General features: G+C 71.5%; 22 protein-coding genes and 2 pseudogenes. 11 read left to right on the top strand and 13 right to left on the bottom strand.

From position 1 onward, the window contains the following. Nucleotides 1-713, top strand: a 713-nt coding sequence (locus CA983_RS49190; RefSeq protein ID WP_086601550.1) for a class I SAM-dependent methyltransferase, incomplete at its 5' end; no start/stop codon positions are given. Nucleotides 714-1,083: 370 nt separating this feature from the next. On the opposite strand, the gene CA983_RS15885 is transcribed toward CA983_RS49190, so the two are convergent. Next, nucleotides 1,084-2,337, bottom strand: a complete 1,254-nt coding sequence (locus tag CA983_RS15885) for a molybdopterin-dependent oxidoreductase (RefSeq protein WP_086601554.1) — start codon at nt 2,335-2,337, stop codon at nt 1,084-1,086. Nucleotides 2,338-2,451: 114 nt separating this feature from the next. Here CA983_RS15885 and CA983_RS15880 point away from each other — a divergent pair, with 114 nt between their 5' ends. The 3 genes from CA983_RS15880 to CA983_RS15865 all read left to right on the top strand — a co-directional run bounded on the left by CA983_RS15880 (nt 2,452) and on the right by CA983_RS15865 (nt 5,207). Then, on the top strand, nt 2,452-3,804 hold the full coding sequence (locus CA983_RS15880; protein ID WP_167407386.1) for a hypothetical protein: 1,353 nt from the start codon (nt 2,452-2,454) through the stop codon (nt 3,802-3,804). A gap of 456 nt (nt 3,805-4,260) precedes the next feature. Continuing rightward, complete coding sequence (locus tag CA983_RS15870; protein WP_143645497.1) at nt 4,261-4,809, top strand: hypothetical protein; 549 nt, start codon at nt 4,261-4,263, stop codon at nt 4,807-4,809. 17 nt (nt 4,810-4,826) lie between these two features. After that, the gene (locus tag CA983_RS15865; protein WP_086601548.1) at nt 4,827-5,207 is read left to right on the top strand and encodes a hypothetical protein; all 381 of its coding nucleotides are present in this window, start codon (nt 4,827-4,829) and stop codon (nt 5,205-5,207) included. A gap of 158 nt (nt 5,208-5,365) precedes the next feature. Here the strand turns inward: CA983_RS15865 and CA983_RS15860 are convergent, their stop codons facing one another. After that, entirely contained in the window at nt 5,366-6,424 is a 1,059-nt protein-coding gene (locus CA983_RS15860) for a saccharopine dehydrogenase family protein (protein ID WP_086601547.1), read from the bottom strand. A 122-nt stretch (nt 6,425-6,546) separates the two neighbouring features. On the opposite strand from CA983_RS15860, the gene CA983_RS15855 reads away from it, so the two are divergent. Both CA983_RS15855 and CA983_RS15850 read left to right on the top strand, forming a co-directional pair. Further along, nucleotides 6,547-7,515 carry a helix-turn-helix domain-containing protein gene (locus CA983_RS15855; protein WP_086601546.1) on the top strand — a complete coding sequence of 323 codons (969 nt, stop codon included), beginning with the start codon at nt 6,547-6,549 and terminating at the stop codon, nt 7,513-7,515. 118 nt (nt 7,516-7,633) lie between these two features. Further along, complete coding sequence (locus CA983_RS15850; protein ID WP_425276451.1) at nt 7,634-9,574, top strand: protein-arginine deiminase domain-containing protein; 1,941 nt, start codon at nt 7,634-7,636, stop codon at nt 9,572-9,574. A gap of 65 nt (nt 9,575-9,639) precedes the next feature. Here the strand turns inward: CA983_RS15850 and CA983_RS15845 are convergent, their stop codons facing one another. The 9 genes from CA983_RS15845 to CA983_RS15805 form a co-directional block, all read right to left on the bottom strand. After that, nucleotides 9,640-9,912 carry a hypothetical protein gene (locus CA983_RS15845; protein ID WP_086601545.1) on the bottom strand — a complete coding sequence of 91 codons (273 nt, stop codon included), beginning with the start codon at nt 9,910-9,912 and terminating at the stop codon, nt 9,640-9,642. A gap of 130 nt (nt 9,913-10,042) precedes the next feature. Further along, nucleotides 10,043-11,245 carry an acyl-CoA dehydrogenase family protein gene (locus CA983_RS15840; protein WP_086601544.1) on the bottom strand — a complete coding sequence of 401 codons (1,203 nt, stop codon included), beginning with the start codon at nt 11,243-11,245 and terminating at the stop codon, nt 10,043-10,045. Nucleotide 11,246: 1 nt separating this feature from the next. Beyond that, nucleotides 11,247-12,197, bottom strand: a complete 951-nt coding sequence (locus CA983_RS15835) for a 3-hydroxyacyl-CoA dehydrogenase NAD-binding domain-containing protein (protein WP_086601543.1) — start codon at nt 12,195-12,197, stop codon at nt 11,247-11,249. Continuing rightward, the gene (locus CA983_RS15830) at nt 12,194-12,940 is read right to left on the bottom strand and encodes an acetoacetate decarboxylase (protein WP_086601542.1); all 747 of its coding nucleotides are present in this window, start codon (nt 12,938-12,940) and stop codon (nt 12,194-12,196) included. Before CA983_RS15830 ends, CA983_RS15835 begins: the two co-directional genes overlap by 4 nt. A 7-nt stretch (nt 12,941-12,947) precedes the next feature. Next, nucleotides 12,948-13,724 (bottom strand): crotonase/enoyl-CoA hydratase family protein, encoded by a 777-nt coding sequence (locus CA983_RS15825; protein WP_086601541.1) that lies wholly within the window; start codon nt 13,722-13,724, stop codon nt 12,948-12,950. A 28-nt stretch (nt 13,725-13,752) separates the two neighbouring features. Further along, the gene (locus CA983_RS15820; RefSeq protein WP_086601540.1) at nt 13,753-14,922 is read right to left on the bottom strand and encodes a CaiB/BaiF CoA transferase family protein; all 1,170 of its coding nucleotides are present in this window, start codon (nt 14,920-14,922) and stop codon (nt 13,753-13,755) included. A 167-nt stretch (nt 14,923-15,089) separates the two neighbouring features. Continuing rightward, the gene (locus CA983_RS15815; RefSeq protein WP_086601551.1) at nt 15,090-16,001 is read right to left on the bottom strand and encodes a LysR family transcriptional regulator; all 912 of its coding nucleotides are present in this window, start codon (nt 15,999-16,001) and stop codon (nt 15,090-15,092) included. Between the two features lie 10 nt (nt 16,002-16,011). Continuing rightward, nucleotides 16,012-16,569 carry a GNAT family N-acetyltransferase gene (locus tag CA983_RS15810; RefSeq protein ID WP_086601539.1) on the bottom strand — a complete coding sequence of 186 codons (558 nt, stop codon included), beginning with the start codon at nt 16,567-16,569 and terminating at the stop codon, nt 16,012-16,014. Between the two features lie 184 nt (nt 16,570-16,753). Then, entirely contained in the window at nt 16,754-17,122 is a 369-nt protein-coding gene (locus CA983_RS15805) for a hypothetical protein (protein WP_086601538.1), read from the bottom strand. Between the two features lie 718 nt (nt 17,123-17,840). On the opposite strand from CA983_RS15805, the gene CA983_RS15800 reads away from it, so the two are divergent. Next, the gene (locus CA983_RS15800) at nt 17,841-18,395 is read left to right on the top strand and encodes a DUF4232 domain-containing protein (RefSeq protein WP_086601537.1); all 555 of its coding nucleotides are present in this window, start codon (nt 17,841-17,843) and stop codon (nt 18,393-18,395) included. A 308-nt stretch (nt 18,396-18,703) separates the two neighbouring features. Here CA983_RS15800 and CA983_RS15795 read toward each other — a convergent pair whose 3' ends face one another. Next, nucleotides 18,704-19,909, bottom strand: coding sequence for an MFS transporter (locus tag CA983_RS15795; RefSeq protein WP_086601536.1), 1,206 nt, complete (start codon nt 19,907-19,909; stop codon nt 18,704-18,706). Nucleotides 19,910-20,006: 97 nt separating this feature from the next. Here CA983_RS15795 and CA983_RS15790 point away from each other — a divergent pair, with 97 nt between their 5' ends. Continuing rightward, nucleotides 20,007-20,387, top strand: a complete 381-nt coding sequence (locus CA983_RS15790; protein ID WP_086601535.1) for an ArsR/SmtB family transcription factor — start codon at nt 20,007-20,009, stop codon at nt 20,385-20,387. A 132-nt stretch (nt 20,388-20,519) separates the two neighbouring features. Then, nucleotides 20,520-21,446, top strand: a complete 927-nt coding sequence (locus CA983_RS15785; RefSeq protein ID WP_086601534.1) for a hypothetical protein — start codon at nt 20,520-20,522, stop codon at nt 21,444-21,446. Between the two features lie 6 nt (nt 21,447-21,452). Here the strand turns inward: CA983_RS15785 and CA983_RS15780 are convergent, their stop codons facing one another. Continuing rightward, nucleotides 21,453-25,319, bottom strand: coding sequence for an nSTAND1 domain-containing NTPase (locus tag CA983_RS15780; protein ID WP_086601533.1), 3,867 nt, complete (start codon nt 25,317-25,319; stop codon nt 21,453-21,455). 189 nt (nt 25,320-25,508) lie between these two features. Between CA983_RS15780 and CA983_RS45135 the strand changes: the two are divergent. Together CA983_RS45135 and CA983_RS47880 are read left to right on the top strand one after the other, a co-directional pair. Further along, nucleotides 25,509-26,030 (top strand): annotated as a pseudogene (locus CA983_RS45135) (transposase); the annotation flags it as partial. A 139-nt stretch (nt 26,031-26,169) separates the two neighbouring features. Then, a pseudogene (locus tag CA983_RS47880) lies at nt 26,170-26,329 on the top strand (NF041680 family putative transposase); the annotation flags it as partial.

Genomic DNA, 26,329 nt, shown 5'->3' with positions numbered 1-26,329 from the left:
CCGCTGCCCTGCGTGCCGGTCACGGGCCGCTGTTCCTGCGGCGTGCCGACGGCTGGCTGCTGCCGCTGGAGGTGGAGCGGTGGTGTGCCCGGGCCGATGCGGTGGACCGGGACGTGCTGGACCGGTGTGAGGGGGCCGTGCTGGACGTGGGGTGCGGGCCCGGGCGGCTGGTGGCGGAACTCGCCGCCCGGGGCCGGGCCGTCCTCGGCATCGACGTCAGCGCCGCCGCCGTCGACCACACCGTACGGATGGGAGGCCAGGCGCTGCGGCGCTCGGTGTTCGAGCCGCTGCCCGGCGAGGGCCGCTGGGACACCGTCCTGCTCATGGACGGCAACATCGGCATCGGCGGCGACCCGCGCGCCCTGCTGGACCGGGTGGCCGGACTCCTGCGCCCCGGCGGCCTGTTGATCGCCGAGACCGCGCCCGTGGACATCGACGAACGCGCCCAGGTACGGGTCGTCGGCGTCACGGACGCGCGCGGTACCGGCGATCCGTTCCCCTGGGCCCGGCTCGGCACGCCCGCCCTCCTCCGGTACGCCCGGGGCTGGACGCGGGCCGGTCAGTGGACGGCCGACGGGCGCCGCTTCGCCGCCCTGCGCACCCGCAGCAGGCGCACCGCCAGCAGCAGCGCCGAGCCGCCGAAGAGGACGGCGCTGATCAGCAGCCAGCGGGCGAGGAACACGTCCGCCGGCAGCCCCGTGGCGGACCGGTAGCGCCCCTCCACCGTCCCGCTGATCAGCGGGAACCACACGAGGAGCAGCAGCCCGGAGAGGGCTGCCGGTACGCGCACGTACGGCACCCACTCCCGACGCGCGCCGAACCCTCGTACGACCGCCCGGTCCAGGGCCGCGTACAACGGCAGCAGCACCAGGTCGTGCAGCAGCGCCGCGCCCACGAACCACAGCGCCACGCCGAGCCAGTCACCGGCGAGCAGCCGTACGCCCGCGTAGGCGGCGAGCGCGAACGAGCAGGCGAGCAGGAGGAGCTGGAAGGGGCTGCCGACGGGGATCCGTGGTCGGCGCATCACAGGTCGGCGCATCACAGGTCGACGCATCACAGGTCGACGCATCACAGGTCGACGCATCACAGGTCTCCGAACGTCATCCGGGCCACCCACTTGGTGTTCAGCACACCGGGGGCCGCGGGCACGATGATCCGTGCCGGGTAGCCGTGGTCGGGGGACAGCTCCTCGCCGTTGACGTACAGGGCGAGGAGGGAACGCGGGTCGGCCACCTGGTTGGCGCGCAGGGCCGCGCTCCGGAAGGCGCCGCGCCGCTGGAGGGACTCGACGAACACGTCCGGCGGGTCGTCGGCGTCGTAGCCGACGAGCGCCGCGAGATCGCGCAGCCGCACCCCGCGCCACCACTGGTCCGACGTCGACCAGCCCTCCACACAGGCGATGGGCAACGCCGAGCTGTGCAAGGTGAGTCCGGCGAGCTGGGCCCGGCTGAGGCGGACGGTGCCCGCGGGCCCCGTCACGACGAGCCGCCAGGCGTCCTCGCCCGTCTCGGCCGTGTCGATCCCCGCGTACGCGGCGGTCTTGTTGATCTGGAAGCCGTTCGGGCCGCTGCCGGGATCGCCGCCGCCGTGCGGTGCGAGGAGGGCGGTGCGCCGCAAGGGCCCGTCGAAGTTCTGTCCCACCGTCGTCGCGAACAGCAGCAGCGAGCCGCCCCCGRCGAACCACAGGGCACCCCGGCGGGAGACGGTCGGCTCGGCGGGGCGGGGAGTCACGAGGTCGTTCTCCTCCTCCCGCAGGTGCCGTAGATCCCGCAATTGCCGAAGATTGCGCAGCGCCGTGGGCATCTTCAGCAGCACATGGGCGACGAAGGCGGCGAAGAACACCCAGGCTCCGTAGAAGTGCAGCGGGTAGAAGGAGCCGGGGAAGACGTAGTCGAGCTGGACGTTGAGCACACCGGTCACGAACTCGAACAGCGCACCGCCCACCAGGAGCAGCAGCGAGATCCGCTCCAGGGCGTGCGCGAGCGAGCGGGCCGGCGGCAGCGCGAACAGCCTCGGAATCACGGACCACAGCTTGGCGAGCAGGACGGGGATGAGGGTGATGCCGAGGGTGACGTGGACGCCCTGGTTGAGCCGGTACAGCCAGTGCGGGTTCGTCGGCCAGGCGAAGAGGTAGAAGCCGAGGATCCCCTTGTCCGGGGTCTTGTCGTTCACCGGCGACAGGCCCGGGTTGTAGGCGGCGTACGACACCAGTCCCGTCACGAACAGCACGGTGATGCCGGCGAGCAGGACGAGGCCCAGCACGGAGGTGAACCGGGGGCCGCGCAGGGGGCTGCGCCAGAAGCCGGGCGAGGAGGGAAGCCGTGGGTCGTCTCGCATGGCCCGACCGTAGGCCCGGAACACCCCGGGAAAGGGTGCTCGACCCATGACGAAACGCTGACGTCCGGCCCGGACGGCGGTCCGCGCCCGCCCCGTCGGCCTAGCGTTCCGGCTGTGACCCGCTCCCTCCGCCGTGACCTGCGCCGTGACCTGTACGCCGTCGGGGCCGCTGCCCTGCTGGTGACGGCCGCCGTCCTGGTCGGCCGCCACATCCAGGGCACCAGCCGCACTCTGTTCGTCGACTGGCCCCCGCTGCTGGCGTCCTGGGGCCCCCACCTGGGCCCCGGCACTCCGATGGCCGTACTCCTGGCGATCGCCACCGTGGCGTACGGCCCCACCCTCGCGGCCCGGCTCCCCTGGCGGACCCTGCTGCCCCTGACCTGGGGCGCGGCCATGGCGTGGATCTTCTCCCTGGCCCTGATCGACGGCTGGGGCCGGGGCATCGCGCGCCGTCTCACCACCCGCTATGAGTACCTCCAGGTCATCGACCGCTTCGACGACATCCCGGCAGCGCTACGCGACTTCACCCATCACATCCTGCTCGACTCCCCCGACAACTGGCCCGCCCACATCGCCGGCCACCCGCCCGCCGCCACGCTCACCTTCGTCCTGCTCGACCGGATCGGGCTGCGGGGCGGCGGCTGGGCGGGCATGTGGTGCATCACGGTCGGGGCGACGGCCTGCGTCGCCGTGCTGATCACGATCCGCGCCCTCGCCGACGAGACCCTCGCGCGCAGGGCTGCCCCCTTCCTCGTCCTGGCCCCGGCGGCGGTGTGGATGGGCACCTCGGCCGACGCGTACTTCGCGGCGGTGGCGGCGTGGGCGGTGGCGCTGCTCGCCTTGGCGGTCACGAGGCGCTCGCTGTCGTGGGCCGGGGCGTCGGGGTTGCTGTTCGGCCTGACCTGCTACCTCTCCTACGGCCTCACACTCGTCGCGCTGATCGCGGCGGCGGTACTGGTACTCGGCCGGCACGGGATTCGCGAGCACCCCGCCCTGCTGGTGCCGCTGCTCGCCGGACTGGCCGTGGTTCCGGCGGCGTTCACGCTCGCCGGGTTCGACTGGTGGGAGGCCTACCACCTCCTGGTCACGCGCTACCACCAGGGCGCGGGAGGCACCCGTCCCTACGGCTACTGGGTCTGGGCCAACCTGGCCTGCACCGTACTCATCACAGGCCTGGCCACGGCGGCGGGCCTGCGCCGGACGGGCACGGCGCTGCTCTCCCGCCGCGCCGATACGCCCCACGGGGCTGCCGAGCCCCGCCTCGCATTCCTCGTGTCCGCCGCGCTCCTCGCCCTGCTGGTCGCCGACCTGTCCGGCATGAGCAAGGCGGAAACGGAACGCATCTGGCTGCCTTTCGCGGTGTGGCTGCTCCCGTCCTGCGCGCTCCTGTCCCGTCCGCGTGCGTGGCTCACGGCCCAGGCGGTGCTAGCGCTGCTGCTCAACCATTTGCTGGTGACCGGGTGGTGACTCGGGCAGCTTCAACGCCAGGAAGCCGGCCAGCGATTGGAGGGAAACCAGGCCTCACACACGCCCTCGCCAGCGTCGGTGAATCAGCTCAGGCCCTCCCGGTAGCCGCAGCAACCGTCCCCGACGCCGCAGCCATCGGCCGCCCCCACTCCTGGAACGAACTCCACACCACAGCAGCCGTTCACCTTCGTCACAGGGCCGGGGAAGGACACCAACTGGTAGCTGCACTACGGGCAGGCCAGCTCCTCCGGGCGCATCGGACCGTACGCCCCGAGACAGGCCATAAGGCGCCAGGCCGTCTCTCTGAGGCACCCTCAGAAGCTCCTCAAATTCGTTGCTACCCCATGGCGATGGGCTGATGATCACATGCGTGTCGCTGCTCTCCCACTGACCAGGGAGATGCTGCGTCCGGTCCAGCGATGACCAACTGGACGTAAGACCAAAGAGGGGAACATCTTGAAGATCAAGAGACTGACCGCTGCCACCGCTGTGATAACCGCAGCCGCGATCCTCGGCACGGGTCTCAGCCAGGCTGCTGTGGCTGCCGATCGAAGCGTCACCGCTGGGTCAGCGGTTGTCGCCGCCGACGAGCCCATGACCGCCGCCGAGGAGTTGGACTCGGCTGAAGGGCAGAAGCTCCTCGCCATGCTGAAGGTGATCGAGGAGATCCCCGACAGCGTCGAGCAGCAGGGAGAGGCAGCGGTCCAGGCTTACCTTGACGAACACCTCGCTGGTACGAAGCCGAGCGTCGTGGCCTTCGGCTGGTGGCAGACAGCCAAGTGCGTGGGTTCCATCACGGCTGCCATCGCCGGCGGCGCGGTTCCCATCGCGAAGATCCTCAAGCTGAAGGCGTTCATCAAGAAGGTCGGTTCCGTCAAGGAAGCCGCCTACCTCCTCATCCGCGTCTCCAAGGGTGAGGAGAAGATCAGCGAACTGGGTGCCACGCTCGGCGGTCTTGCCTCGGTGGTACTCGGGATCGACGGGATCAAGAAGAACTGCCGATAGGGGAGTGCCGGAGCGATATGACGAGCACCAAGGCACGTACAACCGCACTGATCACGCCCATCGAGCAGGGAGTCCAGGACGAGGCGAAGGCGTTGGCAGGTGAAGGACGTACCGCCAAAGCCATCCGTCGACTGCGCAAGGATTCGGGTCTCGGGCTGGGCACGGCCCCCGTGGCATTGGACCTGCTCATACAGGGGCACACATTGCCCACCACGTACAGCCAAGCGCTGGATGCCCTACGGCAACTCGATGCTCCGCTGGTCGCCGAGATGACTGACCTGCTCAGTAGCAGCCATCGCGACTCCGCGATCAAACTGCTCAGGGAACGGACCGACATCGATCTGGCCGGGGGCTACCACCTCGTCACGGAGCTGAGCGTCCAACTCGATACGCAGTAATAAGTGCGTGGCGCGGCATGCCGCCGCTGCGTGGACGGACAGGCGCACGTCACGCCGGAACAGAGGCCCCGGAGAGATCCGAGGCCTCTGTTGTTTCGGTCTCCAGGGCTCCCCTCTGGTTGATCTGTGGTCAGCGGCTGCGGCACTCGATCCGGCCGTCACGGCGCCACCCGTCGCTGGAGTGGTTCGACGGTGATGCGTGGCGCCAGCGCCCGAAGGAAGTCGGCGGCGTCGAAGATCTGGCCCGCGGAAGCCACGCCCGTCGCGTGGGTGCGGCCCGTGAGGACGCGGTCGATCGCCTCCACCGCCAGCGGTGCGGTGACGGCGTAGATGTCCTGGCCCGTCGCCACGGCGCGTCGTTCCGTGTCGCCGGAGCGGACGACGGCTTCGACGACGAAGGTCTGGTCGGAGCGGCCGGTCGTGTCGGTCGCGGTCGGGGGCGGTGTGTCCGGGGACGAGAGGTCGCCGGCCGCTTCCGTCGTCATGTGGGTGCGTACCTCGGGGATGGAGAGGTGGCTGGGGATGGTGACCACGTCGGCCATCGTGAAGTCACCGATGACCTCCCTGGTGCCCATCGGGTCGGGGAAGGGCCACTTCAGGACGGTCGGCTCGGTGTCGTGGTACTCCAGCCTGCCGTTCGTGTAGCGGACGCGTCGGCCCGATCGCCGCTCGCGGGAGACATCGCCCGCGGTGCGTGTTCCTGGGGTGGGGTGCCAACCGCTCAGTCCGTACGCGATGGTCGCTTCGTCGGCCGTCGTCCAGTCGCTCATCGCAGCCGTGGTCAGGAGGTCGCCCAGGCCGCCGTAGAAGGCCATCGCGGGGACGATCAGCGCTTCCGCCGCCCGGGCACGGTCCGCGAAGTGCGTGAACGTGTCGGCGTTGGCCTCGATCTCGGCCGCCACGTCCACATACGGGATTCCGGCGCGCAGGGCCGCCTCGATCACGGGCGCGGCGGTGAGGGCGAAGGGCCCGGCGCAGTTGATCACGGCGGCCGCGCCGGTCAGGGCGCGGTCGAGCGACGCCGGGTCGTCCATCGAGGCCGGGCGGGCTTCGAGGCCCGGGGCGGATGCCGCCTGCGCGCGCAGTTTGTCCGCGTCGCGGCCCGCGAGGATCGGGACGAACCCGCGCTCGCGCAGTTCAGCCACCACGAAGCGTCCCGTGTGACCGTACGCGCCGTATACCGTCACCGTCGTCGTCATCGTTTCTGCCGATCCCATGGGTCCATCCCCCGTCGAGTGCTCACGCCATCCGGTCCGCTGCGAGCTGGTACGGACATCCTCGCCACCGTGAACCGCCCACCGTGAGTGTCCGGAACGACGTAGCCCGTACAGTTCCGGACATGAGTCATCTCGTCGCGCTCGCCGTCACCGACGGGATGCTGCACTTCGAACTGTCCCTGGCCTACGAGGTGTTCGGGTCGGCGCCGGTGGGTGTGGACGTGCCCTGGTACGACGTCCGGGTCTGCGGGGTGGACGCCGTGCGGGTCGGGCGGTTTCGGCTGGAGGCCGACCAGGGACTCGACGGGCTTCGGGGTGCGGACACCGTGATCGTGCCCGGCTGGGCGGACACCGACGTGGAGCCGCCCGCCGAGCTCGTCGACGCCGTGCGGGCGGCCCACGAGGCAGGGGCCCGTGTGGCCTCCCTGTGCACGGGCGCGTTCGTGCTGGCCGCCGCCGGGCTGCTGGACGGCAGGCGCGCGACCACGCACTGGGCGCACACCGGGGCGCTGGCCGCCCGCCACCCGCGAGTGGAGGTCGATCCGGACGTGCTCTATGTGGACAACGGCAGCGTGCTGACCTCGGCCGGCAAGGCCGCCGCGATGGACCTGTGTCTGCACCTGGTCCGTCTCGACCACGGCTCGTCCGTCGCCAACGCCGTGGCCCGCCGCCTGGTCGTGCCGCCGCACCGGGCCGGTGGCCAGGCCCAGTTCGTCGCCGCCCCGGTACCCACCCGGGACGACCACCCGCTCGCAGCGCTGTTGCCCTGGGTGATCGAGCGTCTCGACCAGCCGCTCACCGTGGAGGACCTGGCACGCCGGGCGGGAATGAGCTCGCGCCATCTGGGCCGCCACTTCAGGGCGGTGACCGGCACCACTGCGCTGCAATGGCTGCTGACCCAACGGATCCGCCGCGCCCAGGAGTTGCTGGAGACCACCGACGACACGGTCGACGCCATCGCGGCGGCCACCGGCATGGGCACCGCCACGACGCTGCGCCGGCACTTCCACCGCACGGTCGGCGTGCCCCCGGACACCTACCGCCGGACTTTCCGCTCGACGCCCGGCCCCACCCGGCCGGCAGTGGAGTAACTCCGGCCACACAGTGAACGCACAGCCACTGTTCCTCCTCTTGCACAGCGAACCCCCCAACCGAGAGGAACCTGCCGTGCGTTCACGTACGCGTATACGTACACGTAGACCTTCGCGCCTGTACCCGGCCGGGTCGGTCGTCCTGGCTCTCGCCGCCGCGGGATCCGTGCTTGCGGGGCCGGCCGGCTCCGCCTCCGCCGCCGAGGCGGGCGGCCGCGCCGATCTGCGGGCGGATGTGAACCGCGACGGACGGGTCGATGTCACCGGTGGCAGCGACAAGGCCGGTGAGGACAGCTGGTCCGTCGGGCGCGGAGCTGTGTATCTGCCCAACATCGACGACGACAGCAAGCGGTGCCCGGTGACCGGGCCCGGTGGCAAGCCGCTGTCCGACGCCAAGCTGGCCGCGTGCAACGACGGCTCCGACACGAAGGTCAACGGCAGTGCGGACGCCGCCGACCTCGCCCGGGTCCGTTCCGTCCCCATGCCGGGCCTGAGCAAGGGCGCTCACGGCAGTCTGAAGGTCACCGCGGGAGGCAAGCACGCTCGTCTCTTCGTCAAGCGTTCCGGCAAGTGGACCCCGGTGACGTCCAAGACCCGGCTGGACGCCGCCGAGTTGCGTTCCGGTGTCGAGTTCGGTGTCGAGGGCACCGATGTCGTCCGGGACAGCGCGAAGTGGGACGGCCGTGCGGTGGTCCGGCTGACGGTGACGTCCGGGCAGAAGTCCACCTCCGACGCCGTGACCCTGCGCGTCGCGCCGCTGCTGACCCACCATCACCTGCAGAACACCCAGCAGGTGATGGTGACCGAGGTCCAGGGCGAGGGCACGTACAGCCGTCTTCAGCAGAAGTTCGTCGCCGAACTCGCGAAGGAGGTCAAGAAGGCCGGGGTCACCACGCCGCTGGTCACCTTCAAGAAGTACGCCGACCCCTGGGCCCAGGACTTCGTCGAACCGGCCTACGTCAGCATGACCGGGCCGGGCGGTCGACGGCACGTGATGCGCGTGATGCTGCGGTCCGCCCAGCCGGACCGGGACGCGGGCCGGGAACTGTTCGAGAAGGTGCGCGGCCGGGACGTCGGTGTGGTGCAGGTGACCGACCGGGCCGAGCCCGACGACTGGTCGCTCAACTCCATGGGGAACCTGGAGACCATCCCGCCCTACGCGCACGGCGGGCGCTCGTTCCCGGCCGGGCGGATCATCATGGGCGAGCGCAAGGACAGCGGGGCGCGGCCGTCCAAGGTGATGCGGACGATGCTCAAGTCGCAGGGGTTGCAGGATCCGCTGCTGCTGGACACCTCGTGGCTGGGGGTGGGACACGTCGACGAGTTCGTGCAGTTCCTGCCCGCCGACACCCCGCGCGGCTGGCGCATGGGCGTCGCCGACCCGCAGGCGGGGCTGCGGCTGCTGCGCGACGCCGAGCGCGACGGCCACGGCAAGACGAAGATGTTCTCCGTCCCGGGCCGCAGTGACAGTCCGGCGCCCAAGGAGACCATCGGCCAGGCGCTCGCCTCCCGTCACCTGGTGGCCGACAACGAGATGGCGGCGCGGCGCATCGCCGCCAACCTGGAGATCCTCAAGCGCGAGACGGGGGTCACCGACGGGGAGATCGTGCGGGTGCCCGCGCTGTACACCCGTGACTCGGAGGCGCTGACCGCCGACGGCCAGGAGATTCCCGTGCCGCGTCTGACGCGCATGGGCGCCGGCTCCGGCCTCGTGGACAGCCTCGGGGACCACGGCCAGCAGAAGTGGCTCGCCGAGAACCCGGCCGGCTCAAGTGCGGCGGCTGCGGCGACGGTGATGACCAGCGCGTACGTTCCCGGAGCGGTCAACGGCGTGCTCCTGGCGCGCGACCGCTACCTCGCCCCGCGCCAGTGGGGGCCCGTCATCGGCGGCAAGGACATCTTCACGCAGGCCGTCACCGCCGCTTACCAGCGGGTCGGCCTGAAGGTGTCGTACATCGACGACTGGTACACGTACCACCTCGGCATGGGCGAGGTGCACTGCGGCACCAACACCCTGCGCGACGCGTCGGCCGCGTGGTGGCAGCGCCCGGCGGGGTGAGCCGTAACGGGGAGCAGGCGGCGGGGTGTTCGGGTCCGTCGGGCTGAGGCGGCGGACCCGGACGGTCATGAGCCGTACGGTCCGTCGCCGCGGCCGCCGTCGGCCCGGGGGACGTACGGTCCGACGCCGCGGCCGCCGTCGGCCCGGGCGCGCCCGGGTGCCAGGCGGCGGTAGGCGGCGCGGGCGTGGGTGAGGCGGGCCAGGGACGTRCCGACGAGGGTGGCGGTGAGCAGGCAGGCGAGCCATGTGGTGTCGCGGGGACCGGCCCAGCCCAGCGGCGTCGCCACGGGCCGCGGGACGGGCCTGGCTCCGGTGCCCAGGGGCCTCCACTCGATCACGCCGGCGCTTCCTTCCCCGAGGGTGCTCGTCAGGTCCCACCAAGACTCGTCAGGGCCCCACCCGGACCTGTCCAGTGGAACAGCCGAACCGGACAGTCGGACGCTGCCCGGTCGACACCGCCGCGGGGATTCAGACGAACGCGCTCTGGCCCGTGATCGCCTTGCCGACGATCAGGGTGTTCATCTCACGCGTGCCCTCGAAGGAGTAGATGGCCTCGGCGTCGGCGAAGAAGCGGGCGATGTCGTGCTCCAGGAGGATTCCGTTGCCGCCGAAGATCTCCCGGCTCCAGGCCACGACCTCCCGCATCCGCGCGGTGACGAACGCCTTGGCCAGGGCGGAGTGTTCGTCGCGGAAGACACCGGCGTCCTGCAAGCGGGCGAGCTGCGCCAGCATGCCCCACGACGCGGTGATGTTGCCCAGGCTCTTGACCAGCAGGTCCTGGACGAGCTGGAAACCGCCGATCGGACGGCCGAACTGACGGCGCTCCCGGGCGTAGTCGAGGGCCAGTTCGTAGGCGCCGGCCATGACGCCCAGCGCCTGCCAGGCCACGCCGCTGCGGGTGGCGCGCAGGATCTCGGCGACGTCGCGGAAGGAGTTGATGTTCTGCAGGCGGTTCGCCTCCGTTACGCGGACGTCGGTGAGGGTGATCTCGGCGTTCTCGACGATCCGGAAGGCGGTCTTGCCCTCGATCTTCGCGGGTTCGAAGCCGGGTGTGCCCTTCTCGACGACGAAGCCCTTGACGTGGTTGTCGTCGACGTCCCGCGCCCACACCACGACGTAGTCGGCGAAGGTCGCGTTGCCGATCCACTTCTTGGCGCCGTTCAGGACCCAGCTGTCGCCCTCGCGCTCGGCCGTGGTGCGCATGCCGCCCGCGACGTCGGAGCCGCCGAGCGGCTCGGTCATGGCGAAGGCGCCGATCTTGTCCATCGCGGCCATCTCCGGGAGCCAGCGGTCGCGCTGCTCCTGGTCGCCGCCGGAGTGGACGGAGTACATCGCGAGGCCGTTGTGGACGCCGAAGAACGTGGCCACCGAGGCGTCGGTGCGGCTCAGTTCCATCGCCAGCATGCCGCTGAGCAGGTTGCTGACGGCGGGCCGGTGCTCGCCGTAGCCCTCGTAGGGCAGGCCGGTGAGGCCGCTGTCGCGGAAGATGCCGACGAGCTCCCGGGGGAACTCGCCCTTGGCCCAATTGTCGTTGACCAGCGGCTTGATCTCGTCGCGCATGAGGGCGCGGGCCTTGAGGAGGATCTTGCGCTCCTCGTCCGGCAGCAGCGCCTCGTAGGCGTAGAAGTCCGCGGTGAGCTGGTCTTCGAGCGGTTCCATGGTGGTGGTCATCTCAGTTCTCCTCCTTGTCGGCGCTGTCCAGGGCGGACAGGACTGCCAGTTGCCTGCGGTCGCGCGTCTCGGTGAGTTCCGGGTACGTGGAGGAGCCGTAGGCCTGTTCCACGGCTGCGATGAGCCGTTCCTGCTGGTCGGGGTTCTGCGACGGGGTGCCGAGGTCCGCCCACATCCGCTTCATCGAGGCGCCGATGTGCTCGGCCATGTGCCGGTAGCCGCCGGGTCCGCCGCCCAGGTGCGAGCCGAGGAACGGCCCGACCGCGGCCCAGCGCAGGCCCAGCGAGTTGGTCATCACCGTGTCGAGTTCCTCGGGCGTCACCACGCCCTGCTCGACGAGGTACACGGCCTCGCGACTGAGCGCGTTCTGGAGCCGGTTCCCGACGAAGCCGGGGATCTCCTTGCGCTCGATCACCGGGGTGCGGCCGACCGAGGTGTAGAAGTCCACCGCGGCCTTCACGGCGTCCGCGCCGGTGCGTTCGCCGGGCACGACCTCGACGAGCGGGATGAGGTGCGGCGGGTTGAAGGGGTGGCCGATCAGGACGCGGGCGGCGTCGTCGTCCGCCAGCTCCTTGGTGAACTCCGTCGACGGGATGGCCGACGAGGAGCTGAGCAGCAGCGCGTGGCCGGGTGCCTTCCGGGCCAGGGTGGCGAACAGGTCCTGCTTGAACGCGACGCGCTCGGGGCCGTTCTCCTGTACGACGTCCACGTCCCGGACCGCCTCGGCGATGTCGGCGGCGAGGTGCACCCGGCCGGCGAGGCCCGTCACGTCCAGGCCGCGGGCGGCCAGGTGCGGGGCGGACCGCGCCAGGGCCTCGTCCACGGCCTCGGCGAGGTCGGGTCGCGGGTCGCTCACCCGGACCGTCAGGCCGTGCGCGGCGAACAGCGCCGTCCAGGACAGTCCGATGGTCCCGGCGCCGATCACCGCGGCGGTACGGAAGGTGCGGGTCATGACGCGGCTCCCTTCAGGTAGTCGTGGACCGGCTCGGCGCCGGACAGCGTCAGGTCGGTGAGGATGTGGCTCGCGGAGACGATCTGGAGCACCGGCAGGTCGGCCAGTGGGGCGAGTACGTGCTGGAACAGCTGGAGCCGGGCCGGGCCGGTCCACGCCTCCTTGACGGTGACGTCGGTGATGCGCGTGCGGACGAGTTCCTGCACCCGCGGCAGCCCGTCGTAGCCGGGAATCGTCTTGAGCATGAAGGTCGGCACGGTGATCTGCGCCCGGGCCTCGCGCAGGTCCAGCTCGTGGTGCTTGTAGCCCATGGTCGCGGTGGCGACCCGCAGGCTGCCGTGGTCGAGGGTGCCGACGAGCGCGCCGGCGTCGACGGTGAGCGACGGGGAGCCGAGCACCTTCGGGTATGCGGAGACCTCGCGGCCGGAGGCGGTCGCCGGGAAGTTGTCGAGGTACATCGCGTGCAGGTACTCGCCGTGCTCGCCCTCGAAGCTGACGGGGATCGCCTGGCCTGCCTCCGTGTAGGGGCCGTATCCGCTGACGTCGCCCATCTTCATGACCTCGAACCGGACCAGGGGTTCACCGATGCGCAGCGGTTCGGGGACGACGGCCCGCAGCGCCTCGGGGTCGGTGCGGTAGACGACGTTGAGGTACTCCCGGTCGGTGAACCGCGGGATCGTCGGCGCGTACGCCGGGCTGGTGAGCGGGGTGGTGAGGTGCTGTCGTACGTCCTCGGTCTTCATGCCGGCCTCACCGTCCCGTCCACCGCGCGGGGCGGCGCTCGGCGAAGGCGGTCATGCCCTCGCGTACGTCCGCCGAGGCCATCAGGGTCTTCATCTCCCCGCGCTGGAAGGCGAAGGCGTCGGCGTCGGGCGCGCCGTCGGCTGCGCGGACGACGCGCTTGACGGCCGCGAGCGCGAGCGGGGCGTTCTCCGCGAGCCGTTCGGCCAGCCGGAGCGCCTCGGGGACGGCCTGGCCGGTGGCGGTGACCCGGCCCGCCAGGCCCAGTTCGCCGGCGCGGCGGCCGTCGACGGGCTCGCCGGTCAGCAGGAGTTCCATGGCCAGGTGATGCGGGATGCGCTTGGGCAGTCGGATCACACCGCCGCCCGCGGCGATCAGCCCGCGCTTGACCTCGGGCAGGCCGAACCGGGCGTCCTCGGCCGCGACGATCAGGTCGCAGGCCAGGGCCAGTTCGAAGCCGCCGCCCATGGCATGGCCCTCCACGGCGGCGATCAGGGGCTTGGCCGGCTCGGCCTCGGTCAGTCCGCCGAAGCCGCGGCCTTCGATCTCGGGCGACTCGCCGCGCAGCGCGGCCTTGAGGTCCATGCCGGCGCTGAACGTGCCGCCCTCGCCGGTCAGGACGCCGGCCCGCAACTCGGGTTCGGCCTCCAGTTCGTCCAGTGCGGCGGCGAGGCCGGTGGCGACCGCGGCGTTGACGGCGTTGCGGGCCTCGGGGCGGTCGAGGGTGATCAGCAGGGTGGTGCCGATCCGTTCGGTGCGTACGGCGGGAGGTGTGGGGGTGCTCATGGCTGTCCCTCCTGTGACGGTCAGACGGTCAGCGGGCGGCGGCGTCGAGCTCGGCGAGGACGTCCTCGGTGTCCTGTCCGGCGACCGGCGCCAGACGGCGGATCGAGCCGGGCGTGGCGGAGAAGCGGAGCGGGATGCCGATGGTGCGGACGGTGCCCTCGGTCGGGTGTTCGACGGTGTCGAGCAGGTGGCCGTCGCGGACGTAGGGGTCCTCGTGGGCGCGGTCCAGTTCCAGCACCGGGGCCATCGGGATGCTGTGCTTGGCGCACACCTCGGCCCATTCGTCGGTGGTCAGAGCGGGGGCGCAGGTCTCCAGGAGCGCGGCCAGGTCCTCGTGGTCGGCGCTGTCGATGGCGTCCCCGTTCACGCGCGGGTCCTCGGCGAGGTCCGGGCGCCCGGCGGCGGTGAAGAAGTCCCGGTAGTTCTGCGGGTTGTACGGCATGACGCAGGCCAGGCCGTCCTTGGTGCGCACCGCCTTGTGGCCCTTCAGCATCGACAGGGCGAAGCCGGTGGGGCCCGTCTCGGGCACGTGGGTGTGTCCCGCCAGGTGCTCGACCAGGTTGAACGCGATGAGGGTGTCGGTCATCGGGATCTCGACGAGCTGGCCCTGCCCGGTCCTGTTCCGGTGCAGCAGGGCGGCGAGCACGCTGTAGGCGATGGTCAGGGAGGAGACCTTGTCGCCGATGATGGTCGGCAGGTAGACGGGCTCGCCCAGCGCGCGGTCGGCGATGTCGACCAGGCCGGACGCGGCCTGCACGGTCTCGTCGTAGGCGGCGTTGCCGGCCCGGTCCGAGTCGCTGCGGAAGCCCTGGGCGTGCGCGTAGACGAGCCCGGGGTTGCGGGCGGCGATGTCGTCGTGGGACAGGCCGAGGCGGTGCAGTGCGCCGGGCCGCATGTTGGTGATCAGCACGTCCGCGGTGTCGATCAGCCGCAGCGCCCGCTCCCGGTCCGTGTCGTCCTTGAGGTTGAGGGCCACGCTGCGCTTGTTGCGGTTGACGTTGAGGTTGAGCGGGGTCATGCCCGGCGTGGTGCGGTAGTGGCCCACGCGCACGGTGTCGGCGGGCGACTCGATCTTGATCACGTCGGCGCCCAGGTCGCCGAGGATCTGTGCCGCGTAGGGGCCCATCACCACGGTCGACAGGTCGATCACGCGGATGCCTTCCAGGGGGCCGGTGGCGGTGTCCGTGATGTCCGTCATCGCTTTTCCTTCAACTCCTTGCGTCGCCATGTATGTGTATCTGGAAACTAAGTTAGCAAGAAGGGGATGAGGAACGGAAACAAATGGAGTGACCAATTAGCGAAAGGCGGTATGACCACAATGGTCATACCGCCTTTGGCGAATATTTTACGAATACTTGTGCGGGGTCAGGCGCGGAGCGGTTCGGTGAAGATCTCGCGGGCGACGGCGACGACTTCTTCCAGGTCACCGCCGTGCGCACGGTCCTTGCGCCACAGCAGTCCGGTCTCCAGCCGGGGATGGAAATCCGAGAAGGGAAGAACGGCCACATTGTCGAGACGGTAATTCTGAACAGGGCTTCGCGGGTCCAGCATGGAAATGGAGAACGCCAGACCGCTGGAGACTATCTCGGAAACACCGTCGAAAGTAGCGCTACCGATTTCGATCCGCTTCTTGACACCGAGCTCGGCCAGCTGCTGGTCGAGGCCGCGGAAATACGCGTTCGTCACGGCCGTGGGCGAGCCCGCGTAGGCGAGCTCGGACAGTTCCGCCAGGGCGACCGACTCCCGGCCCGGGAACCGGTCCCTCGGCACGACCGCGCCGAGCCGCTCCGACATCACCGGAAGCTGCTCCAGGGCCGGGTCGCCGCCGACCGGGAGCCGGGCCAGGGTCAGCGCCAGCCTGCCGTCGCACACGRCGTCGACCAGACGCTCGGTGCCGCCCGGCCAGCGTTTGATCTCGAACCGGTCGCCGACCCGTTCGGCGAGGGCGTCCATCCGCATCCGCAGGTCCGGATGGATGCCGCTGGGGACGCCGAGCAGCAGGGTGGTCCGGCGCGGCCGGGCCGTCTCGTCCAGCCGCCACTGGATGGAGTCGACCTGCTCCAGGACACCGCGGGCGATCGGCAGCAGTGCGCTGCCGGCCGGGGTGAGCCGCACATGATGGGTGTCGCGGTCGAACAGCCGGTGTCCGAGCTCGTTCTCGAGATCCTTGATCCGCCTGCTCAACGGGGATGCCGCCATGTGCAGTCTGCGGGCCGCGGTGGAGAAGTTCAGTTCTTGGGCGACGGCGACGAAATAGCGCAGGTGCAGGAGCTCCACGCGGTTCACCCTAATCGGTGTGGCCGGAGGTCCCCGGGGCTGTGGGCCGGGAGAGTTCCTTCTCCAGCAACGTGAAGGACTTGGGGGGCGCCCCGCCCGGCTGCGGCTTGCCCTCCTTGTGGCCCACGACGCGGTAACCGGCGTCCCGGTAATAGGCGTTGAGCTGCGCGTTGTCCGCCAGGCAGTCCAGGCGGACCCGGATCCGCCCGGCCTCGGCCACCCGGCGTTCCGCGGCCTCCAGCAGCAGCCGCCCGGTCCCGGGCGCGGCGGCGTACCGGTCCACGATGAGCCGGTGCACGTACCCGGCCACGGGCGGCTGCGGCCCCCAGGCGGCCTCGTCCTCCCACCACAGCTCCCAGGCGCCGATGACCCGCCCGCCGGTCTCCGCGAGCCCGACCTCGCCCGATGCACGGGCCATGACCTGGCGGAAGTGGTCCTCGTCCAGCTCCCCCGGCCGCCACTGCCCGGTGATGCCGCGGGCCGGCATCCAGCGGGCCGCGGCGTCGCGGAGGCGGACGAGGGTGGCCGGGTCGGCATCGGTGGCCAGGCGGACGCGTAGATCATTCACCCGGGGATCGTCGCACGTACGGCCGACGACGGTCCGTCAGGACCGTTGCGGCTCAGGACCGTTGCGGCTCAGGACCGTTGCCGCTCAGAACCGTCGCCGCTCAGAACCGTCGCCGCTCAGGACCGTCGCCGCTCAGGACCGGGTGCGGCGGGACGCTCCCTGTGTCCTGTCGTCACGACGGGGCCTAGACCACGCAGGCGAGCGGCACGTAGCCCTTGATGCCGCGGTACGAGATGTGGTGCCAGCGGTTGTCGTCGTCCCAGCCGCAGAGCGAGTAGGTGCCGGCGAGGTCGACCGAGCACTTCAGGAGCTTGGCCTTCTTGCCCTTGGGCAGCAGGCCCAGGGCGGTGGAGTTGACCTTCTTCGACTTGCGGATCTTCACGCTCTCGTGTGCCTTGACGTAGTCCCCTCCGGCACAGGCGCGGGTCGACGCCTTCGTCGTGGTGCTCTGTGCCGAGGCCGACGCCGAGGTGGCGCCGAACGCCCCGGCGACGAAGACCACCGTGGTGAGGACCGTGGTTACGGTGAGACCCCGTCGCTTCAGTGACTTCACATGTTCCTCCGTGCTCGCATTGCGGGCGGTGTGTCAGCGGGCCGGAGGTACACGCCCGTCTTCCGGAACGGCCGAACAGCGAGCAGCCGGAACCAGAACAGGCCGCTCACGCAATGCACCCCCGTGCCACGCGGCGCGCGAACGCGCGCTCATCATGATCTTCGCACGCCGTCGACCATGTGATCGGCACGCTCCACTGGTCCCTCACAACCACAACAGGAAGGGGACGAGCCGGCCTCTCGTCTTCTGCTCCGAGGGGGACGTTGACGGGGACGACGATCCGTGCGGTGCCTGGAGATCGGTGGACCCGGCCACGGTGGGCACGCCCGCTTCCTCCGGGGTCGCCTCGCGCACCCGCGCGAAGCGCGAAACCGATGCACAGTCGGGCGGTCCCCCTCCCCCTTGCAGTCGTCTCCTCAGCCGCCCCCACCGGTCTTCCATCCCGTTCGGCATCCCACGAGGGGGACGTTCCACCTGGTCAGAGCCGGTGCTGCCGTCCCAGCGTTCCAAATTTCCCAGGGGAATGGCGGGTGGGACGGAACGTGACACAAGCTTGGGTCATCCAAAGCACGCCGCCCCGTTCGAGGGCGGTGACGCCTACCTCAACTTCCGGTTTCGGCCGCACATCTGTCCGGCCCGACACCCATGAACCGGAAGATTCCATTCCGGAAATTCGGAACTCAGGAAACTCGAAACTCAGAGAAAGCAGTTGCATCGCATGCGTATCGCACAGCGCTTCACCACCCGCGTGGCCGCCTCCTCCCTGGTCGCTGCCGCCGCTTTCGCTCTCGTCGGCGTCCAGGCCGCGGGCCAGACGGCCTCCGCCGCCACCCCGCAGAAGGCCGCCGCGACCGTCGACTGCACCGCGGCGAACACGAAGCTGACCGTCGAGGACGTCTCCCGGCCCATCAACACCCTGCTGCTCACGGCCACCAACACCGGCACCAAGCCCTGCAACCTCTACGGCGCGCCCTACCTGGCCGCCGGCGCAGGCGCCCAGTCTCCCGTCCCGTGGCTGGACTCCAGCAAGCCTCAGGCCGTGGTGACCCTGGCTCCCGGCGAGTCCGGGTACGCCGGCATCGGGACCTCCAGCCCCGACGGATACGAGGGCCACATCGCCGCGACCCTGGGCGTGGACTTCTCGAACAAGAAGCTGAACGGCTCGCTCGGCAAGGGCACGACGCTGGCGCTGCCCAACGGCGGCGTGTACTTCAACAGCGCCAACTTCGTCACGTACTGGCAGAGCGACGTGTACGACGCGCTGTTCGGCTGAGCCGCCCGGCGTCCCACGGCACCGCCGGTGGTTGCGGTGCCGTGGGACGCGGAGCACGTGACGAAGTGCGAGGCGCCGTAATGCCGGTCGCACAGGTCTCTCTGCAGGAGGTCGTCGTCCGGCCTGGCGCCACGCCGGGGTGCTGGGCATCGCGCCGGAGGCGATGCGGCCGTGGCTGTTCGCCGTCGTGCGGAACAGCAGCGCGAGATCGGCCCGCCGGCAGCTCCGGGCCGGCAGGCATGAGCCGCACGGACTGCCCGAACAGGCCGAGCTGTCGGGCCGCACCCGCAGGCGCGGCTGCCTGACAGTCACGCGGGTTCGGGAACCCTGCGGTGCCCCGCGACGACGACCAGTGCGCCGGCGACCGCCAGGCCCATCAGGGCGCTGCCGAAGACGGTCGCCCCGGTGGGCAGTCCCACCGCGTCCATGAGGTAGCCCGTGGACACCGGCAGGAGGCCGGCCGGGAGGTAACCGGCGACGTTCAGCGCGGCGTTGGCCTCGGCGAGCCGCTGCGGCGGAACGGTGGAGTTGAGCAGGGAGAGGCCGCCGAGCTGGCCCATGCCCTGGCCAGCCCCGGCGAGCAGGGCGGATACGACGAGCAGGACGACGGACGAGGCGTGCACGGCGGCGATCAGTGCGGTCATGCCGAGGGTGGTGCTGCTCGCGCCGGCGGTCAGGACAGTGCGCCGGGGCAGCTTCCGCACGGCGAACTGGACGCCGGTGGCGGCGAGGAACATCACGAACGCCATGGCTCCGGAGACGATCCGGCTGGTGGTGCCGAGCAGTTCGGTCAGCAGCGTGGGGCCGAGCGACAGCACGAACGACGTCGCGGTGATGCCGGGGGCGAACACCGCGATGCCCAGGGCGAGATGGACGCCGTTGCCGCGCGGCACGCCGGGCACGCGCACCCAGGCGCCCTTCCCGCGTGCGGCGGGACGGCGTACGGGCATGCGCAGCACGGCGAGGACGGCCGTGGCCAGCAGCACCGCCTCGACGGCGAAGACGGTCACGGTGGGCGCCGGCAGGGTCTCGGAGAGCAGGCCGGCGAGCAGCGGACCGAGGCCGGCCCCGAAGACCATCGCGCAGGAGGCGAGCAGCGCGGCCAGCCGCCTGCGCTCCGGGCCCGCCACGTCCGTCACGGCGGCCATGCCCGCGGAGACGACGGCGCCGACGGCGATCCCCGTGAACAGCCGGGCGACGAGCAGCGCGGTGACGGTCGTGGCCGTGGCGAAGATCGCGCAGGCGGCGAGTGCGAGGGCGAGCGCGGGCAGCAGCACGGGCTTGCGTCCCAGACGGTCGGAGACGACGCCCGAGACGAGCAGCGACCCGAGCAGGCCGACGATGTAGAACGCGAAGACGACGGTCAGGGTGCCTTTGGAGAACCCGATGTCGCGCTGCCACAGCACGTACAGCGGGGTCGCCGCGTTGGAGAGCACGAAGACGGCCGTGACCGGCCACGCCGCCGACCACACCCACCAGGTGGGGGTACGGGGTGCGGCCTGACGTTCCGACATGGGTGATCCCTCCGGTGAGCTCAGTACGAGTTTTTTCGAACCTAGCATGCAGTACGATGAAACTCGTACAAGCGATTCGGATGACAGGGAGCTGCCCATGTCCGCCACGGCTCACGACGTGCCGGTCGTCAAGGTGCTGCCGGAGCCGGAGAACCTGCCGGAACCGCTGCCCGAGCCCGCGGTCGAGGAGCTGCGCCTGGAGACGGTGCTGGGCGCGCTGAGCGACCCGCTGCGCCTGACGATCGTGCGCAAGCTCCTGCTGGAGTCGGAGGCGTTCGACCACTCCTGCGGCTGGTTCGGCCTCGACCGCCCCAAGTCCTCCCTCACCCACCACTTCAAGGCGCTGCGCGAGGCCGGTGTCACCCGCCAGCGCCAGTACGGGCTGGAGCGCCGCAGCCACGTCCGCGTGGCCGATCTCAACGCCCGCTTCCCCGGCCTGTTGGATCTGGTGGCGGCGTGGGCCCCGGACAAGCCCTGAGCTGACGCGTGAACCACCACCGACGACCGCCCGGACTCGTTGTTCAGTCGGCGGACCGGGTGGCCGAACAACCCGTGCCGCGACTGAACTGGGCTCGCCGGGAAGGGCCACAGCACGGAGAGGGGTCGTCGGATGGGCAGGAGCAGGGGCGTCGCGGTCGTGGTCGCCGGGTTGGTGCTGGCCGTCGGGGGTTGCGGGGAGGGCGGGACGGACGAGACGGCCCCCGCCAAGTCGTCGGCCGAGCCGAAGCCGACCCGGTCGCCGTCACCGTCGTCGCCGTCACCGTCGTCCGAACTCGTGGAGTGGGTCGGCGACATGTGCGAGTCGACGGTCGCGCTCCAGAACCTGCGGAAGGAGAGCGCCGCGGATCTGAAGGAGATCCGGAACGCGGACGACGAAACCGGGATGCTCGCCCACGCCCACGCCCTCAGTTACCTCTCCACGACACCGTCGGACGTGGAGACCGTGGCCGGCGACCTGGAGTCCCTCGGTCCGTCGGGCGTTCCGGCGGCCGACCGGCTGCGCGACGCCCTGCGGAAGAAGGTGAGGCGTGTCGCGAACGAGCTCGGAGCCCAGTCACCGGCGGTCGGCCTCGAGTACGCCGAGAGCACAGTCGCGGACGTCGACAAGCAGGTCCAGTCCCTCACCCCGCCCGATCCGGACCTGCCCGCGCTGACCCGGAAGGTTCCGCGGCTCGCGGCGGCGTACGAGCGGGCCGAGCAGTGTGCGCCGGGCTGGAAGCCCGACGGGTCGTCCGGGGAGGGGGACTCGCCCGCGTCCGACCCCACCGGCCCGCTGCCCGAGGCCGCGGACGGCAAGAACTACGCGGCCTGCTCGGACGGTGCGTGCGAGGTCCTGGTGACCTCCACGGCGGACATCACGGCGAAGGGCACGGAGGTGCACGTCATCGTGGCCGACGACTCCATCACCTTCCAGTCGGGGGGCGGCGTGATGCAGTTCGGAGGCGCGGGCGGTGAGGCCGGGTTCGGCAACGGCCTGAAGGCGAACGTCGTCGCCCACGACAAGGACGGTGCCGTGCTGAAGTTCTCCCGATCGTGAGCACTTCTACCGGTCTCCGCAGACCTCTCTGTACGGGAGCTGCGGCAGGTGGTCCCGCCAGTCGGCCCGGGTCAGGACCCCGCCGGTGTGCTCGCAGACGTACTGCGCCGCGCGGTCCTCGTCCAGCGTCCACACCCGGGCCGTCAGGTCGTAGCCGGCGGAGGCGAGGGCATCACCGCTGGGGCTGAACGCGACGGTGGTGACGGTGTCGAGGTGGCCGGTGAGTTCCTGGCCGGACGGCTCGGCACGGGCCGGGTCGGACACGTCCCACAGGCGGACCGTGTGGTCTCCGCTGCCGGTCGCCAGCGTCTTGCCGTCCGGGGCGAAGGACAGGGCCCTGACCGCCGCGCGGTGTCCGGTCAGCTCCTCCCCCAACGGGCGGGCCCGATCGCGCCGTTCGACGTCCCGTACATCCCGCATGTCCCGCACGTCCCACAGCCGCACCGTACGGTCGTCGCTGCCCGTCGCCAGTGTCGCCCCGTCCGGGGCGAAGGCCACCGCTTCGACCGACTCGTCGTGCCCGGTGAGGGCGGCGCCCGCGGGCAGGGCCCGCGTCCCGTCGCCGTCCACGTGCCACAGGCGGGCCGTGGCGTCCTCGGCGCCGGAGGCCAGGAGGCGGCCGTCCCGGGCGAAGGCCACGGAGGTGACGGCGTCCGTGTGGCCGCGCAGGGGTGCACCGAGTGGCCGTGCGCGGTCCGGGCGGCGCACGTCCCACAGCCGGACCGTGTCGTCCTCCCCACCGGTGGCCAGCAGGCGGCCGCCCGGCGCGAACGCGACGGCGTTGACTCCCCCGTCGTGTGCGCGCAGGGGTTCCCCGAGCGGGGCGGGGCGCCCGGGCGTGGAGAGGTCCCACAGGCGTACGGTGCCGTCCGCGGAGCCACTGACCGCCGTACGGCCGCCGGGTGCGAACGCGACGGCCAGCACCCGGTCTTCGTGGGTGAGCGTCCGCGGCAGCCGGCGCGGGCGGTCCGGGCGGCGCACGTCCCACAGGCGGACCAGCCCGTCGTCGGTGCTGGCGGCGGCGAGCAGGCGGCCGTCGGGACTGTAGGCGACGGCCGTGACCGGGTTGGTGAAGTCGGTGAGGACGGTCGGCGGCCGGTGCCAGAGCAGGACGCCGCCGTCGGCGCCGGTGCTGGCGAGGGTACGGCCGTCGGGGCTGAAGGCCACCTCCCACACGGGCTCGGTGTGCCCGGTCAGCGGCTCCCCGAGCCGCTGGGGATAGGCGGGGTTGGCCACGTTCCACAGCAGGGGCGCGTCGTCTTCGCCCGCGCTCGCCAGGGTCTCCCCGTCGGGGCTGAAGGCGACCGTCATGACGGGCGCGGTGTGCCCGGTGAGGGGTTCGCCCAGTGACGTGAGCCGGTCCGGGCGGGACGCGTCCCACAGCCGTACGGTCTCGTCGAAGCCGGCGGTGGCCAGCGTGCGGCCGTCGGGCGAGAAGGCCAGGGTCCACACCGGGGCGGTGTGGGCGCGCAGGGGCTCGCCCAGCGGTGCGATGCCGTCGTTCCCGCCGTACCGCCACATCCGGACGGTGCTGTCGTAGCCCGCCGTCGCCAGGGTGTTCGCGTCCGGGGCGAAGGCGACCGCGCGGACGCTGCGGTCCTTCGAGTCGTCGGCCGCGGCGGGCTTTCCGAGCGGCGCGGGGCGGGCCGGGTCGGTCAGGTCCCACAGCCGTACGGTGCCGTCGTCGCCGGCCGTGGCCAGGGTGCGGCCGTCGGGGGCGAAGGCGGCGGAGACGATGTTCTCCTCGTCGTGGCTCACCAGCGGGCGGCCGAGAGCGCGGGGGTGCTCCCGGTCGCGCACGTCCCACAGGCGGATGACGCCGCCTTCGCCGGTGGCCGCCAGCAGGTCGCGGCCCGCCGGTGCGAAGGCGACCGCGCCGACCCGGTCCGTCCCGAGCCGCAGCGATTCGCCCAGGGCCCTGCCACCGCTGTCCCACAGCCGGACCATGCCGTCGTGGCCGCCGCCGGCCAGGGTGCGGCCGTCGGGCGCGTACGCCACGGAGCTGCCGACCCCGTCGGGGCCGGACAGCCGGGTGGCCAGCACCCGGCCCGCGTCCGAGGCCAGCCGGGTCCGCAGGTCCGGAGTGGAACGCATGCGGTACGCGGCCACGTCGAGCCGGGCGGCCAGCCCGGCGTGGGTGTCACGGATCCGGTCGGCCTCGGCGGTGAGCCCGCCGAAGACGGCGTCGTCCCGTTCGGCCTGAGCGGTGGCGCGGGCCTGGAGGGCGACGACGGCGGTGCCGGTGGCGAGCAGGGCGAGCGCGGCGAGTACGGCCACGACCGTGCGGCGCAGGAGCGCGGCGCGGTGCCGGCGGCGGAGCGAGGTGGTGAGGAACCGGCGTTCCAGCGGGGTCAGTTCGTCACTGCCGGGGGCGGCGCCGTCCGCCGGGAAGGCGTCGCGGGCGGCGGACAGCCGGGAGCCGGCGTAGAGAGCGGCGCTCTCCTGCCCGAGGTCCTGCCAGGTGCGGGCCGCCTCGGAGAGGGCGCGGTGGACGCGCAGCCGGTCGCGTTCGGCGTCGATCCAGGCGCGCAGGCGGGGCCAGGCGGTGATGAGCGCCTCGTGGGCGAGGTCGGCGGTGCCGTCGTCGAAGGTGATCAGGCGGGCCCGGGCCAGCCGTTCCAGGACCACTCGCGTGTCGGCGGGGTCGCCGAAGTCGAGTTCCGCGTGGTCGGTGGGGCGGCGCGTGTCGGCGGTCCCTCCCCCAAGCTCTCGGCCTCGCTCCAGCAGGGGGGACCCCCATCCGGGCGCGACGAGACGCAGCAGGATCCGGCGCGCCAACTCTGCTTGTTCTGTGGTCAGTTCGCCGTACACCTGCTCGGCCGTCCGTACGACGGCGCCGTGCAGTCCGCCGGCCGCCTCGTACGCGGTCTCGGTCAGGGCCCGGCCGCTGCGGTGGCGCCAGGTCTCCAGCAGGGCGTGCGACATCAGCGGCAGTCCGCCGGGGGCGCCTTCGACCTCGTCCAGGAGGCGGTCGGTCAGGGCGCGTTCGACGATCAGGCCGGCCGCGGCGGCCGGGCGGACGATGGCCTCCCGCAGTTCCGCCCGGCTCATCGGCCCGGCGAGCAGCGTGGCGTCCTGCAACGCGGCGGTGAGCCCGGGGTGTTCGGCGCACCGGCCGAGGAAGTCGGCCCGTACCGCGATGACGACGCGCAGCCTGCTGTCCGCCGTGGTGGCGGCGACGAGCCGGTCGATGAAGGCGTCGCGGTCGGCCGGGTCGGCGCCGAGCGTGTACAGCTCCTCGAACTGGTCGACGATCAGCCAGGTGTCGGCGTCGGTGTCCGGTACGGGTTCCAGCCGCTCGGCGTGCGTGCGCAGCGGGTCGGCGCCGGGGGTGAGGATCCGTACGGCCGCGGGCGGCACGTCGTCGGGGCCGGCCGTCCGCAGCCGGGGGATCAGGCCCGCCCGCAGCAGGGACGACTTGCCGCTGCCGGAGGGGCCGAAGACGGCGGTGAAGCGGTGCTTGCGGTTCAGCTCGGTGAGACGCTCCACGAGCTGGTCGCGGCCGAAGAACAGTCCGGCGTCGTCCGGTTCGAACCGGGTCAGGCCGCGGTAGGGCGGCCGGGCGGTGTCGTCGGCGGCGGCCTCGGCGGCCAGTTCGTCCGACGCCTCGCGCCAGCGCCGCTCCCACTCGGCGAGGTCGCCGCCGCACGCCTTGACGTAGGCGAGCGTCACCGCGCGGGTGGGCAGCTGCTTGCCCGCCGCCGCCTGCGACAGGGTGGTCACCCCGTACCCCGCCCGCCGGGCCATCTCCCGGTAGGTGGGCCTGCCCGCGGCCTCGCGCAGCGCACGCAGCCCGGCGGCGAACCGCTGCACCGGCCCGGCGTCCGGATCCAGCTCGCCCTCGGCGCGACCCGGCCCTGCTTGTCCCGGCATGCTCCCCCCTCGTACGCCCTCCCCTGACCATCGGCGATATCCCCGCACAGGACACGGCCTTTCACTTGTTCCTTACGAGGAGGCCCCGCCGTTCACGCCGGAGAGGAGACGCATCCGGGTGTCGCAGCGCGGGGCCTCGCCACCTCCTGTTTCGGGGCACGGGGCGTTCGTATTGCTGTCCGATGCTTCCACGTCCAGCAACACAGTGACGCCGTGGGCGCTGTCGACTGGACGGTGGTGTGCGTGGACTCCCTGACCGTGCGGGCTCACCAGCACGCGTCAGGTGCCAAAAGAAGGGGGCTCTGGCCGGGCGAGGCGATTGGCGGTCCCGCGGCGGGTTGACCACGAAGATCCATCTCGCCTGCGACGGGCAGGACCGGCCGTCGGCCTTCACGATCACCGCTGGGAACGTCAACGACTGCACCCAGTTCGGGCAGGTCATGGCCCGCGTCAGCGTCAGCCGGTGTAGGCCCGGCCGCCCCAGAACGCGGCCCGACCAGACCAACGGCTGTACTCGGCGAGGTGAGCCGGTGCCGGCTGGACGGGGAGGCCTACCGGCGCCGCAACGTCGTCGAACGCTGCTTCAACAAGCTCAAGCTCAAGCACAAGGCCATGGCCACCCGCTACGACAAACTCGCCCACCACTGCCAAGCCATGGTCGCCCTCGCCTGCCTGCGACCTGGCTGCCCTGACATTGCGGACATGACCTAGCTTGATCTTTAACCTCGGACGTCGAACGGCTTCTCGTACTTGATCACCCGGTCTGGTAACTGCCGTACCTGCAGGCGGCCTTCGGCTGAGCATGTGCTCCGACCAAGGAACACACACGCTCAGCACGAAGGCCGTGGGGATGAGTCTGCTGCATCACGCTGTCCGACAGGATCCGTTCGCGGAACTGTCACGCTTCCGGGGTGAGTTCTACTCCTGCCTGACCAGACGTGCGGACGCTCTGTTCGAGCTGGCCGACGCGGTGTTGTGTGCGGACGGCCCGGTCCGGTCGCTGGTGGAGC

It is taken from the genome of Streptomyces swartbergensis (assembly GCF_002148965.1).
Lineage (GTDB): Bacteria > Actinomycetota > Actinomycetes > Streptomycetales > Streptomycetaceae > Streptomyces > Streptomyces swartbergensis.
This window is presented reverse-complemented; position numbering and strand designations above follow the sequence as displayed.

Bases quoted from the DNA above. Each gene is read 5' to 3' on its own strand.
- CA983_RS15795 (WP_086601536.1), bottom strand. From the start codon at position 19,909: ATGTCGGAACGTCAGGCCGCACCCCGTACCCCCACCTGGTGGGTGTGG.
- CA983_RS15825 (WP_086601541.1), bottom strand. From the start codon at position 13,724: ATGAGCACCCCCACACCTCCCGCCGTACGCACCGAACGGATCGGCACC.
- CA983_RS15780 (WP_086601533.1), bottom strand. From the start codon at position 25,319: ATGCCGGGACAAGCAGGGCCGGGTCGCGCCGAGGGCGAGCTGGATCCG.
- CA983_RS15830 (WP_086601542.1), bottom strand. From the start codon at position 12,940: ATGAAGACCGAGGACGTACGACAGCACCTCACCACCCCGCTCACCAGC.
- CA983_RS15800 (WP_086601537.1), top strand. From the start codon at position 17,841: ATGCGTATCGCACAGCGCTTCACCACCCGCGTGGCCGCCTCCTCCCTG.
- CA983_RS15790 (WP_086601535.1), top strand. From the start codon at position 20,007: ATGTCCGCCACGGCTCACGACGTGCCGGTCGTCAAGGTGCTGCCGGAG.
- CA983_RS15820 (WP_086601540.1), bottom strand. From the start codon at position 14,922: ATGACGGACATCACGGACACCGCCACCGGCCCCCTGGAAGGCATCCGC.
- CA983_RS15865 (WP_086601548.1), top strand. From the start codon at position 4,827: ATGACGAGCACCAAGGCACGTACAACCGCACTGATCACGCCCATCGAG.
- CA983_RS15855 (WP_086601546.1), top strand. From the start codon at position 6,547: ATGAGTCATCTCGTCGCGCTCGCCGTCACCGACGGGATGCTGCACTTC.
- CA983_RS15835 (WP_086601543.1), bottom strand. From the start codon at position 12,197: ATGACCCGCACCTTCCGTACCGCCGCGGTGATCGGCGCCGGGACCATC.
- CA983_RS15860 (WP_086601547.1), bottom strand. From the start codon at position 6,424: ATGGGATCGGCAGAAACGATGACGACGACGGTGACGGTATACGGCGCG.
- CA983_RS15785 (WP_086601534.1), top strand. From the start codon at position 20,520: ATGGGCAGGAGCAGGGGCGTCGCGGTCGTGGTCGCCGGGTTGGTGCTG.
- CA983_RS15840 (WP_086601544.1), bottom strand. From the start codon at position 11,245: ATGACCACCACCATGGAACCGCTCGAAGACCAGCTCACCGCGGACTTC.